Here is a 12033-nt window from a genome sequence, read left to right on the forward strand (position 1 = left end):
ATCCAATAAGCCCGTTTGTCTCTGCCATTCTTCTAGACTTTCACCCTTCAACCTGTGACCCTTTGCCCAGAACTGCTGTCCCTATCAGTCAACAGCGGAACTAGCTCCGATAGTGATTCACCGCCCTCTAATACCAGCCTTCTAGCACTATTCGTTCCGTCTTCAGCGTCCAGCTTGCCGGCATCAAGTCGCAGGCTTCGGCCACTACTCAGTATTGCCCCTACAAGATCGCTCTTGTCTTCCAGGATGTCGACAAGCTGGTCGTTGAGTCGGCTCAAGTTCATGCCGAGCTGCCCGATGTCGTCCCTCTTGCATTGCCGTAGGTTCTTTGCTTCTACACGTTTTAGTACGCCATATTTGCTTGCAAGGACGACACAACCACTGGTGCTCATCATGGCAGCGCCTACAACGTTTTCACCCGGTAGTAAGCGCAGCAGCACAGGACCTTGGGCATTCCTGCCCATCACCGGCAGGTTTTCTTTGTTGACTTTCAGGCGCAGCAAGCGACCGGTGCTGCTGCCCACCACCAAATCGTCCCCGTCCTGGCAAAGCACGACGCGCTTGAGGCTGACCCCTTCCTTGAGCTTGAGGATTGACGTGGCTCGACCGGAAAGGTCCTGGAACTCAGCGAGGGGAAGACGCTTGAACCGGCCATCACTGCTGAGCAGGCCCACGCTTTTTCCTTCCGCTTCTTGCGGCAGCGGCAGTAGTTGCACCACCCGCTCCCCGCTCATCCCCTCGGGTAGGAATTTCTCCAGGGTGCCTGGGTTCTGCCCGGCAAACTCCCAGCGCAGCAACGCCACGCGACCTGCATCGGTGAAGGCCAACAGGGCGGGCCGGCTGCTGATCGGCAGGATCAGGCGGGCGGGTGAGGGGTTGTCCCCTAGGGGCGCTGGCTCATCGAGGTGAAGCCGTCCCAGCAATTGCGGGCCAATCACCTTGACCTGCCCATCGGCCTGGATCACTAGGCGGCCATCGCTGGGGAGGCCTTCAAAGGCGCGTTGGCGCAGTAGTTCCGTGTTGGGCCGTTGGGCCGCGGTGCGCTGGGCGACTAGCTCATCGCCACCTTCCACCAGTCGCGTCCGCCGGGGTGTGGCAAAGCGCTTTTTCAGGGCCTTGAACTCCGCCACCATCGTGTCGAGCAGGGCTGGACGCTCATCCAGCAGGTGTCGCAGGCGGGCCCGCTCCTGGCGTAGGTCGTCCGCCTCCTTGCGCAGGCTTTCCTGCTCGAGGCCCGTCAGCCGGCGCAGGGGCATGGCGAGGACCGCATCGGCCTGGCGCTCATTGATGTCGAGGTGGACCTGCAGGCTGGCCTTGGCGCTGGAGGCATCGGGTGCGGCGGTGATCATCTCGATCACCCGTTGCAGGGCATTGAGGGCGGTGATCAAACCCTCGACCACTTCCAGTCGATCTTCAGCACGCTTGAGGGCGTGCTTGGTTCGCCGAATAATCGTCAGCTCGCGGTAGTCCAGGAACTCCTGCAGGAGCTGGCGCAGGCTCAGTTGGATCGGCTTGCCGTGGACAAGGGCCAGCAGGATTGCGCCGTAGTTGCTCTGCAGCGCCGTGCGCCTCTGTAGATCGGCCAGGACCTTCTCCGGGTTGGCGTCCCGGCGCAGCTCCACCACGACCCGCATGCCGTCCCGGTCGGACTCGTCGCGAATGTCCGCGATCCCGTTGATCTTGCCGTCGTTGACCTGCTCGGCCAGCTTTTCGATCCAGCCCGCTTTGCTGAGTTGATAGGGCAACTCGGTGATCACCACGGCTCCGCGCTTGTGGCGTCCTTTGCCTGGCTGAATCTCCTCGATGTGGGCGACGCCCCGCATCGGGATGCTGCCGCGGCCATAGAGATAGGTGTCGCGGAGGCCGCTGCCGGTCAGGACTTCGCCGCCGGTGGGGAAGTCAGGGCCCGGCACCAGCTCCAGCAGCTTCTCGTCGCTCAGCTCGGGCTTGCGCACCAGGGCAATCAAGGCATCCACCACCTCTCCCAGGTTGTGCGGAGGGATGTTGGTGGCCATGCCCACGGCGATGCCGGTGCAGCCGTTCAGGAGCAGGAACGGCAGCTGGGCCGGGAGCACGGTTGGCTCTTGCTGGGAGCCATCAAAGTTGTTGGCGAAATCGACCGTGTCGCTGCCGATTTCATCGAGCATCGCCTCATTGGCGATGGGCGCCAGACGCGTCTCCGTGTAACGCATGGCGGCCGGTGGATCGTCGTCCACCGAGCCAAAGTTGCCGTGGCCGTCGAGTAGCGGATTGCGGCTGGCGAAGGTCTGCACCAGCCGGACCAGGGCGTCGTAGACCGCTTGGTCGCCGTGGGGGTGGTACTTGCCGAGTACGTCGCCCACCACGCGGGCGCATTTCCGGTAGGGGCGATCGGGGGTCAACCCCAGCTCATGCATCGCAAACAGGATGCGCCGCTGCACGGGCTTCAGGCCATCGCGGGCATCGGGCAAGGCCCGTCCCACGATCACGCTCATGGCGTATTCCAGATAGGAGCGCTGCATCTCCTGATGCAGCTCAATCGGCTGGATACGACGCTCGTCGGATGGGTCGGGCAGCGGCTTTTCGGGACGCGCCTTGGCCATCCGAGGTCAGAAAGTGCGGCTCAGCCTACCGAGGTTGTTCCGCGGGCTCAGCATCGGCATTGGCCTGAGCCCGCTCCACATCGCCCTTCAAGCTCGCGTTGGCCAGCAGAACGCTGGTGGCTTCTCGCAGGCGGGTGCCCCAGAGCTGCTCCTGTTGATAGCTGCTGAGCACGTAGTTGGGATCACCCGCTAGGGCGCGCTTGGCCAGGTCCAGGCTCTCGCCGTTGCTGGGGTCTTGGGCATTGAGAGCCGCAGCCAAGGCCAACATCGGTTCTGCTGCCGTGGGCCGAATCGCCAGCACGGAGCGCCAGCGTTGGATCGCTTCAGCGTCCTTGCGCTGTTCGTAGAGCACTAGCGACTGGTTGTTGATGGCCTCCCAGAAGTCGCTGCGCAGCTTGGAGGCCCTCTCAAAGGCCGAGAGCGCCGCTTTGGATTCCCCCAGCAGGATGTAGCCGTTGCCGAGATCGAAGTAGGAACCGGCGTTCTTGTCGTCGATGCGCTGACCTTCGCGGATCAGCTCAACGGCGCGGGCCGGTTGGTTGGCTTTGAGGGCCAGGGAGCCCTGGGCAAAAAGGATCCCAGCATTGCGGGGGTCCAGGTTTCGCGCCTGCTCGAGCGATGCGGAGGCTTCGGCGTCCTCGCCACTACGCAACTGGGCTTCCGCCAGCAGCAGCCATCCCCGGGCATCCGTTGGGATCAGCTGAACGGTCAGCGCCGCGAGACTGGCGGCCTCTTCCGCTTGGCCCAATTTCAAGAGTCGGCTGGCGGCCTGGGCAATGCCCAGCCCAGCGGCCTCCAGGTTGCGCTCGCTGGGCAGCACCACGTAGGGCACCAGCGCCTTGGCGGGGGTCCCAGCGAGGCTTGCCAGCATCAGGGGCGCTGTGGCCAGAACCTTCAACCAGCGCGCGGCCATCGATGCAGGGCGATCGAGCGCTCAGCCTAGGGCTGCTGCAATGTTTCGCCTCCACATTGAGGGCTTAATCCGCCGCAGGGCGGAGGCCCGCAGCTTCTCGTCCCACTCGCTGTCGCTCCAGCCCAGGGCATCAGCCCCTTGGAGATCCAGCCACCACGGCCTGGGCTGCAGAACGGGATCGGTGCTGGAGACCAGTGCTTGCTGGTTCCAGGGGCAAACGTCCTGGCAGATGTCGCAGCCGGCCACCCAGCCGTTCAAGCCTGAGGAGATGTCTGCCGGCAACTGGTCCGCCCGGTTCTCGATCGTGTGGAAGGCGATGCAGCGGCGGGCATCGACAACAAACGGCTCGGTGATGGCCTGAGTCGGGCAGGCGTCCAGGCAGGCGCGGCAGGCCCCGCAGTGGGGCGTAGCGGGTTCATCAGCGGGGAGCTCCAGGTCGATCAATAGATGCCCGATCAGCAGCCAGGAGCCCCAGTCGCGGTTGATCAGGTTGCTGTGTTTCCCGATCCAGCCCAGGCCCGCTTCCTCGGCCCAAGCCTTATCCAGTAGGGGTGTGCTGTCGACGCAGGCGCGCCACTGGGTCTGCGGCTGGTTGCTCTCGAGCCAACGCCCCAGGGCCCGTAGGCGTCCATCGATCACCCGGTGGTAGTCCCGGCCCCAGCCGTAACGGGCCACCTTCAAGCTGCCGGGCGCAGGCTGGCGATCGACGTAGTAGTTCAGCCCCACCGCCACAACACTGCGGACCCCCGGCAGCAAGGCGTCAATGGCTTGCCGTTTGGGGTCCTGCATCCAGGCCATCTCGCCCTGATGCCCCGCGCTCAGCCAGCGCTGCAGGGCGGCGTTGCGCAGGCGAATCCGCTCGCTGCCCCTCGCCGAGGCAATCCCCACCAGGTTGAAGCCCAACTCCAAGGCCTGGGCCTTGAGGGCGCTGGCCAGCTCTCCAGCCGGAAGGGGCTGTGGCTGCGGTTGATCGCCCCTACGCTTGCCCAACTTCCAAGGCCCTCCCGGTGAGTTCAGCAGCTGCAGGACGCTTCTCCAGTTTGTTGCGCTGGCTAGGGATCACCCTGGTGCTCCTGCTGGCGCTGCAATTGCTGGCGGTGCTCTCGGTCAACGGTTGGGGCGATGAGAGCTTCCGTCAGCTGCTGAGCTCCACCCTGATCACCCAGTCGCCGATGGCTCTGGTGGGGATGCTGTTGATGCTGATCGCTGCGCGGCTCGAGGATCCCCAGTCCGGTCCGACGCCCCTGCGTTGGACGGTGTGCGTGATCAGTGGTGTTCTGGCGCTGGCCCTGCTGTTCACGGTTCCCGCCACCATCGGCGGTGATCAGAGCCTGAGCGATCAGACCAACCAGTCCCTGCAGGCCCAACGCGGTCAGTTGGAGATGGCGAAGGCCCAGCTCGACAACCCCAAGGTGCTGGAGCAGGTGATCGAGCAGGGGGTTCAAACCGGGCAGATCCCTGAGACTGCCAGCGAAGACGAGAAGAAGAAGGCCGCTCGCACCTTCATGCAAAGCCAGCTGCAGCAGGCGGAGAACCAAATCAAACAGGCCGAAACCCGCCGTGATTTGGCCTTGAACCAACGCCGGATTGGTGGCACAGGCACCGCTGTTGTTCTGGTGATTGCCTTTGCCCTGCTCGCCCTGGCGTCTGTTCTGTAGGGCGACTGGCTAAGTTGCAGGTTGGCCCTTTGTGACCGGAATTCCGGCCAGTTGAGCGACGCAACGTAGTGGTGCAATCGAGTCCCAGACCTGAGCAACCGCTGGGCGATCGTCTCCAGCAGGACCTCAAGAACGACCTGATCGCCGGTCTGTTGGTGGTGATTCCGCTCGCCACCACGATCTGGTTGGCGACGACGGTGAGTCGCTTCGTGCTGGCGTTTTTGACGTCGATTCCGAAGCAGCTCAATCCCTTCAACACCCTCAACCCTGTGCTGCAGGAGTTGATCAACCTGGGCCTGGGTCTGCTGGTTCCCCTGCTCGGGATCCTGTTGATCGGTCTGATGGCCCGCAACATCGTGGGTCGCTGGTTGCTGGAGTTCGGCGAGGGCACGCTGCAACGGATCCCCGTGGCGGGTTCCGTCTACAAGACCCTCAAGCAATTGCTGGAGACCTTCCTGCGGGATAACTCCAGCCGTTTCCGCCGCGTCGTGCTGGTGGAGTACCCCCGAGAGGGGCTTTACGCCCTGGGCTTCGTGACTGGCGTTCTGGGGGCGACCCTGTCGGCTGGCTTTGAGAAGCCGATGCTGAGCGTCTTTATCCCCACGGCTCCGAACCCCACGACCGGCTGGTATGCCGTGGTGCCGGAGTCCTCCGTGCAGGATCTGGATCTGTCCGTGGAAGACGCCTTCCGCACGATCATCTCGGCGGGCATCGTCAATCCAGATGAACGTGAGACGCCGGCCAGCCGCAGTTTCTCCAGCCTCCTCGCCCAGCTGCGGGCCCCCGCTTACTCCCCCCTTCCCTCCAATAAGGCCTGATGCAGAGCCGCTCCGTAGCCCGCGAACTGGCCCTGCTGATGCTCGGTCAGGTCAGTGACCGTCAGCCCAGCGCCGACGCCTCCCTCGACACCCTGCTGCAACAGGCTCTTGCCTCCCTGAGCCAACACGTGCGGGAGGCCCTGGATCAGGCCGCCACCGAATTGCAGGCCGCCCAACAGCAGCTGCTCGACAGCGAGTTGCAGGACCAGGGCGCCGTTGGTCAGTTGCCCCGCATTCGCCAGCACCTCCAGGACGGCCTGGAGCATGCGGAGAACGGCCTGAACCGCCTGTCCGCCAGCCTGGAGCTTCCGCGGCTGCTGATGCTCTCGGATCAAGAGGAGATCCGCCGCGGTGCCATCGAGCGGGCCCGGGCGGTGCTGTCTGGTCGTGCTGATCTGGATCAACGCTTGGATGCGGTGATGGAGGGCTGGCGCCTGACGCGGCTGCCTCGCATTGACCGGGACATCCTGCGGCTCGCTGCGGTGGATATCGAGCATTTCAACACCCCCGCTCCGGTGGCCTGCAATGAGGCCGTCGAGTTGGCCAACCGCTACAGCGATGAGCAGGGCCGCCGCATGATCAACGGCGTGCTGCGTCGTTTCACCAACGCCCCCGCCAAGAGCTGAGAGACGGCATGGTTTACGACTGGTTCAATCGCAGCGCGGCCCCTGAGCCACCTGCCCAGGACGAGGCCCCTGCTGCTCCCACTCCTGCAGCTGCGGAGCCCTCAGACATCGATCAGGATGCTCTTGATTGGGCGCGCCAGGCCTATGCCCGCCTGAAGGCCCAGCAGGAAGCCCAAAAGCAAGAAGCCGCGGCCGCCACTGCTGAGCCAGAACCTGCACCTGCTCCTGCACAGCCAGTCGAGTCCACCCCGGAACCCACTCCGGACTCTGTACAGCCTGTACAGGAATCCGAGCCTGTGGTGGGTTTGTCGTTGCTGGAGCAGGCTGCGGCCCAGCGGGCCCAGCGTCAGCAGGAGCAGCTGGAGCGGGCCATTGAGACCCCGGCCGCTCCCGTCGAACCGACTCCGGCGGCGACCGATGAGGCTGCCCCGAGCCTGGGGGACTTTGACGATGACTTCACCTGGTCGGCCGAGGTGTTGGCCGCCCAGGGCCGCCAGCTCTCTGATATTTCCCTTGAGGAAATCGACTGGCTGGGGCGTCTGCGCCGGGGCATGGAGAAGACCCGCCAGGGCTTCGTCACCCAGTTGCTCGACACCCTTGGCGACGACCCGCTGACCCCAGAGGTCCTCGACGACCTCGAATCCTTGTTGCTCCGCGCGGATGTCGGGGTGCAAGCCACCGATCAGGTCCTGGAGGCCCTGCGCAAGCGCCTGAATGAGGAAGTGGTGGAACCTGAAGAAGGGATCCGCTTCCTCAAAGACCAGCTGAAGGGTCTGCTCGATCAGCCCATCAAGGCCAGTGGCACTGCGTTGCTTGCTCCTGAGCGCGGACGCCTGAACGTTTGGTTGATGGTCGGGGTGAATGGGGTCGGTAAAACCACCACCCTGGGCAAGCTTGCCAACCTGGCGATCCGCAGTGGCTACAGCTGCCTGATCGCAGCCGCTGACACCTTCCGAGCCGCGGCGGTCCAACAGGTTCAGGTGTGGGGTGAGCGCAGTGGCGTCACCGTGGTCTCCAATCCCTCCGCCAATGCTGACCCTGCGGCGGTGGTCTACGACGCGATCGGTGCGGCTCAGGCCAAGGGCACGGATCTGGTTTTGGTGGACACCGCCGGTCGTCTGCAGACCAAGCACAACCTGATGGAGGAGCTCACCAAGGTGCGCAGGATCGTCGACAAGTTGGCGCCGGATGCTGAGGTGCAGTCCCTGCTGGTGCTCGACGCCAGCCAGGGCCAGAACGGCTTGAAACAGGCCATGGCCTTTGCCCAGGCCGCCGGTCTCACCGGCGTGGTCCTGACCAAGCTCGATGGCAGTTCCCGCGGCGGCGTTGCCTTGGCGGTGTCCTCCGAAGCGGGGTTGCCGATTCGCTTTATCGGTGCGGGCGAAGGGATCCGCGATTTGAGGCCCTTCAACAGCTTCGAGTTCGTCGAGGCCCTGCTGGCTAAATAAACGCGGCTATCTTGCGCGCAAGTGAGCAACTTGCCGCCTGCCTATCACTCTCATCCCGGCGGAGTGGGCTCCCTGAAGCCGGCGTCCGCCGTCGCTTCACTGCGTCAACTGCTGGACAGCCTGGGCAAGGAGCAGCGCCGCAATCAGGAGCTGCTGGCGTCGTTGGCCTTTGCCCTGCGCAGCTTCACCAACCTGGAGCGCTTCCTGGAGTTGGTCCCCCTCGTGGCAACCCGCTTGGTGGAGGCGGAAGGGGCCGTGCTGGTCGTCTTCCACCCCGACGGCAGGCTCTGGCGCGAGCAGCTCCACGGCAGTCACCCCGAGTTGCTTCGGCAGTTGGCAACGCTTTCGGATGAGCAGCTGCAGCAGGCCTCCGGCGATGAGGCGGTGGCCCAACTGCTGGATGCTCTGGTGCGCCGGCAGCTGGCGGATCGCCCCTTGGTCGCCACCTCCCTGGCTGCCCGCAGTCGTGTTCGCGGCCGCCTGTATGTCTTCGGGTCCAAGGCCGGCCTGAGCTGGAGTGAGAGTCACCGCCGCCATGTCCAACTGGTGGCGGACCTGGCCGGGGTTGCGGTGGAGGGGGATCAACTGCTGCAGGAGGCCCGGCGCCATGAGCGCCTCGATCGCCAGCTCTCCACGGGCGGTGAAATCCAGGCCCAGTTACTGCCGGACCACTGCCCCGTGATCGAGGGGGTGGAATTGGCCGCGCGCTGCCGGCCGGCCTTTGAAGTGGGCGGCGATTACTTCGATTTCATCCCCACCCGGCCCCAGTTGATTGGCCGCCAGCGGGAGCAGGGGCGTTGGGCCCTGGTGATTGGCGATGTGATGGGCAAGGGGGTCCCCGCGGGCCTGTTGATGACGCTGCTGCGGGGCATGCTCCGGGCCGAGGTCTCCAGCGGCCTGCCCCCCGATCAGATCCTCCACGACCTGAACCAATTGGCCCAGGAGGACCTGGCCCAGTCCCATCGCTTTGTCACGCTCTTCTATTCCGACTTCGACCCCCGCACGCGGCTGTTGCGCTACGCCAACGCCGCCCACAATCCGCCCTTGATTTGGCGGCGGATTCGCCACGCGGTCGAACGCCTGGATGCACCGGGTCTGTTGATTGGCCTGCAGAGCGAGGCGGAGTACGGCTGCGAGCAGATTGTGCTGGAGCCAGGCGATGTCTTGCTCTGCTACACCGACGGCGTCACGGAAGCCTCTGGCCTCAATGGCGAGCGCTTTGACGAGGAGCGTCTGGTTGCGGCCCTGCAAACGGCCTGCCGCTCCGGCGGTGGGGCCCAAGGAATCCTGGATCAGCTGTTCGCGCGCCTGGATCGCTTTGTTGGAGCGGATCGCCCCCTCGATGACGATGCCTCGATGGTGGTGCTGAAGGTTCGCGAGGAGGTCGCCCTGCCGTCGTTGCCCAATGCTCCTGCAGGATGGCCGAACGCTGATTGATTCGGTCTTTTGTCTGAGCTGCGCGAGACCCGCCTCGAGAAAGGCAAGGCCCTAGCGGAGTTGGGCCAGGGTCCCTATGCCCTGCGCTTTGAGCCCAGCCACCGCACCGCAGAGCTCCAGAAGGCCCATGCGGACTTGCCGAATGGCGAGGAGCGGGATGTCTCTGTCTCCGTCGCCGGTCGGGTGATGACGCGCCGGGTGATGGGCAAGCTCGCCTTTTTCACCCTGGCGGATGAAACGGGTCCGATTCAGCTGTTTATTGAGAAGGCCACCCTCGGAGACGACTTCGGCCACCTCACCTCCTTGGTGGATGCCGGTGACCTAATTGGTGTCACTGGCAGCTTGCGCCGCACGGATCGCGGTGAGCTGTCGGTGAAGGTCAAGACCTGGCAGATGCTCAGCAAGAGCCTGCAGCCTCTGCCGGACAAGTGGCATGGTCTGGCCGATGTGGAGAAGCGCTATCGCCAGCGCTATCTCGATCTGATCGTTTCCCCGGACACCCGGGAAACTTTCCGCCGCCGTGCGATTGCGGTCAGCTCGATCCGCCGTTGGCTTGATGAGCGGGGCTTTCTTGAGATTGAAACCCCCGTGCTGCAAAGCGTGCCCGGTGGTGCCGACGCCCGTCCCTTCGAAACCCATCACAACGCTCTGGATCTGCCGCTGACCCTGCGGATTGCCACCGAGCTGCATCTCAAGCGCCTGGTGGTGGGCGGCTTTGAGCGGGTCTATGAGCTGGGCCGGATTTTCCGCAACGAAGGCATCAGCACCCGGCACAACCCTGAGTTCACCTCGATTGAGGTGTATCAGGCCTACTCCGATTACAACGACATGATGGATCTCACGGAGCAGTTGATTGCTCACGTGTGCCAACAGGTCTGCGGCACGACCCGCATCAGCTATCAGGGCACGGAGATCGACCTCACGCCCCCTTGGCGCCGGGCGACGATGCACGAGCTGGTACTCGATGCGACGGGCCTCGACTTCAGCAGCTTTGGCAGCCGGGCTGAGGCGGCGGCGGCGATGCAGGCCCAGGGCTTGGCGGTGCCGGAACTGGCGGACTCGGTCGGACGTCTGCTGGTGGAAGCCTTCGATCAGAAGGTGGAGAGCACCCTGATCCAGCCCACCTTTGTGATCGATTACCCGGTGGAGAACTCCCCGTTGGCGCGGGCCCACCGCAGCAAGCCGGGTCTGGTGGAGCGCTTTGAGCTGTTCATCGTTGGCCGTGAAACCGCCAATGCGTTCAGTGAGTTGATCGATCCGGTCGATCAGCGCCAACGGCTGGAAGCCCAGATGGCCCGCAAGGCCGCTGGCGACGACGAAGCCCAGGAGGTGGATGAGGACTTCATCAATGCCCTGGAGGTGGGCATGCCCCCCACGGGCGGCCTCGGCATTGGCATCGACCGGCTGGTGATGCTGCTCACCGACAGCCCCTCGATCCGGGATGTGATCGCCTTCCCACTGCTGCGTCCCGAGGCGCGATCCGGCGCTGCGTCGCCTGCAATGGGATAATCGAACCTAGTAGGCAATCTCCCCCAGTCGGGGGCCCGAGATTCGATGAGTGGCGAACGCGTCGGCTTCCGCTTTAAGCATGCAGATGCTGTGGTGAAGCGCAATCCCCAGGGCCGCTCCCGCCGGGGCTGGGTGATGGAGCCGGTCGAGCAAACCACCAGCCGTGGGACCAAGATGCCCGCCTATCGGATCCGTTGGCGCGATAGCGAGCGCCCCGAGATCGTTCTGCAGCACATGTTGATTGCCGATCCCGATCCCACTCCGCCGCCCGAGGGCGTGAGCCTGGTTCCCCCCGAACCGAAGAAGTGATCTATCAAGGCCCCGCTTCAGGGGCCTTTTTCATGCCCAGCCCCAGTTTCGAGAGTAGAAACCCCATCAGAGCCCCTGCCGCCGGCGTAGCTCTTCGAGGGCCTGCTCGGTTTCAAAGCGGGCCCAGGCCGCATCCAGGTTGTCGCTGGGACTGGGGGCGGGTCTCGGTTGGGTTTGGGCCGGGCGCTGCTGCAGTTCCTGGCCGATGGCTTCCAAGCGCTGCCAGTGGTCTCGTCCCTGCTGCATCAGTCCATCCAGGTGATCCTGCGCCCGCTTGGCCAGGTCATGGGCACCAGCGGCTTGTGCCCGTTGCATGCGCCCTTGCCACTGCTTGATCTCCGCTGCAAGTTCCAGCAGGGTCCGCCGCAGTTGGGCGGCCTCGCTGAGCAGCTCCTCCCGTAGCCGTGCGCTTTGTTCGGGGTGGGACCTCAGGAAGGCCTCGAGCTGCTGCTCGAGCTTGTCTTCGAGCTCATCCCACCAGGACCAGGAACTCACGCCGAGGGAGGACGGGTGATCAGCGGGGCTTCGATCTCCTCCTGCAGAGGGGTGATTGCCGCTTCCCGCGAGCGCAGCAGCAGTTGGGTGAGGCGGGCAATGGCGCCCTCTCCGAGGTTTTGGGTGGTCAGTTGCTCAAAGGCCTCGCCGTAGAGCTCCTCGAGTTGGGCAATCAGGTTTTCCCGCAGTTCCCGGGACGCTCGCCTCTGATCTTCCCTCGCCATCGCAGTTCCGTGAG

The 12033-nt window shown here is 64.5% G+C and carries 12 protein-coding genes; 7 read left to right on the top strand and 5 right to left on the bottom strand.

Features of this window, described 5'->3' with window-relative positions; genetic code table 11:
- Positions 1 to 47: 47 nt before the first annotated feature.
- Genes ACXIQ9_RS04480 through queG form a run of 3 tightly spaced genes read right to left on the bottom strand, consistent with a single transcriptional unit; the run spans position 48 to position 4485 of the window.
- Positions 48 to 2582 (bottom strand): DNA gyrase/topoisomerase IV subunit A, encoded by a 2535-nt coding sequence (locus ACXIQ9_RS04480; RefSeq protein WP_459015885.1) that lies wholly within the window; start codon positions 2580 to 2582, stop codon positions 48 to 50.
- Positions 2583 to 2607: 25 nt separating this feature from the next.
- Entirely contained in the window at positions 2608 to 3495 is an 888-nt protein-coding gene (locus ACXIQ9_RS04485; RefSeq protein ID WP_459015886.1) for a tetratricopeptide repeat protein, read from the bottom strand.
- A 21-nt stretch (positions 3496 to 3516) separates the two neighbouring features.
- Positions 3517 to 4485, bottom strand: a complete 969-nt coding sequence (gene queG, locus ACXIQ9_RS04490; protein ID WP_459015887.1) for a tRNA epoxyqueuosine(34) reductase QueG — start codon at positions 4483 to 4485, stop codon at positions 3517 to 3519.
- A 17-nt stretch (positions 4486 to 4502) separates the two neighbouring features.
- Between queG and ACXIQ9_RS04495 the strand changes: the two genes are divergently transcribed.
- The 7 genes from ACXIQ9_RS04495 to ACXIQ9_RS04525 all read left to right on the top strand — a co-directional run bounded on the left by ACXIQ9_RS04495 (position 4503) and on the right by ACXIQ9_RS04525 (position 11300).
- Positions 4503 to 5153 carry an HpsJ family protein gene (locus tag ACXIQ9_RS04495; protein WP_459015888.1) on the top strand — a complete coding sequence of 217 codons (651 nt, stop codon included), beginning with the start codon at positions 4503 to 4505 and terminating at the stop codon, positions 5151 to 5153.
- A 68-nt stretch (positions 5154 to 5221) separates the two neighbouring features.
- Positions 5222 to 5971: a DUF502 domain-containing protein gene (locus tag ACXIQ9_RS04500; protein ID WP_010314136.1), complete on the top strand. Its 750-nt coding sequence runs from the start codon at positions 5222 to 5224 to the stop codon at positions 5969 to 5971.
- Entirely contained in the window at positions 5971 to 6597 is a 627-nt protein-coding gene (gene nusB / locus ACXIQ9_RS04505; RefSeq protein WP_459015889.1) for a transcription antitermination factor NusB, read from the top strand. The genes ACXIQ9_RS04500 and nusB overlap by 1 nt, the downstream gene beginning before the upstream one ends.
- Positions 6598 to 6605: 8 nt before the next feature.
- On the top strand, positions 6606 to 8045 hold the full coding sequence (gene ftsY / locus ACXIQ9_RS04510) for a signal recognition particle-docking protein FtsY (protein WP_459015890.1): 1440 nt from the start codon (positions 6606 to 6608) through the stop codon (positions 8043 to 8045).
- A 21-nt stretch (positions 8046 to 8066) separates the two neighbouring features.
- Positions 8067 to 9482: a PP2C family protein-serine/threonine phosphatase gene (locus tag ACXIQ9_RS04515; RefSeq protein ID WP_459015891.1), complete on the top strand. Its 1416-nt coding sequence runs from the start codon at positions 8067 to 8069 to the stop codon at positions 9480 to 9482.
- Between the two features lie 9 nt (positions 9483 to 9491).
- Complete coding sequence (gene lysS / locus ACXIQ9_RS04520) at positions 9492 to 10991, top strand: lysine--tRNA ligase (RefSeq protein ID WP_459015892.1); 1500 nt, start codon at positions 9492 to 9494, stop codon at positions 10989 to 10991.
- A 45-nt stretch (positions 10992 to 11036) separates the two neighbouring features.
- Entirely contained in the window at positions 11037 to 11300 is a 264-nt protein-coding gene (locus ACXIQ9_RS04525; RefSeq protein WP_010314125.1) for a hypothetical protein, read from the top strand.
- 66 nt (positions 11301 to 11366) lie between these two features.
- Here ACXIQ9_RS04525 and ACXIQ9_RS04530 read toward each other — a convergent pair whose 3' ends face one another.
- Positions 11367 to 11795 carry a hercynine metabolism protein gene (locus tag ACXIQ9_RS04530; RefSeq protein ID WP_459015893.1) on the bottom strand — a complete coding sequence of 143 codons (429 nt, stop codon included), beginning with the start codon at positions 11793 to 11795 and terminating at the stop codon, positions 11367 to 11369.
- Positions 11792 to 12019, bottom strand: coding sequence for a hercynine metabolism small protein (locus tag ACXIQ9_RS04535; protein ID WP_247476554.1), 228 nt, complete (start codon positions 12017 to 12019; stop codon positions 11792 to 11794). Before ACXIQ9_RS04535 ends, ACXIQ9_RS04530 begins: the two co-directional genes overlap by 4 nt.
- Positions 12020 to 12033 lie beyond the last annotated feature (14 nt).

The sequence above is a fragment of the Synechococcus sp. LTW-G genome (assembly GCF_054459035.1).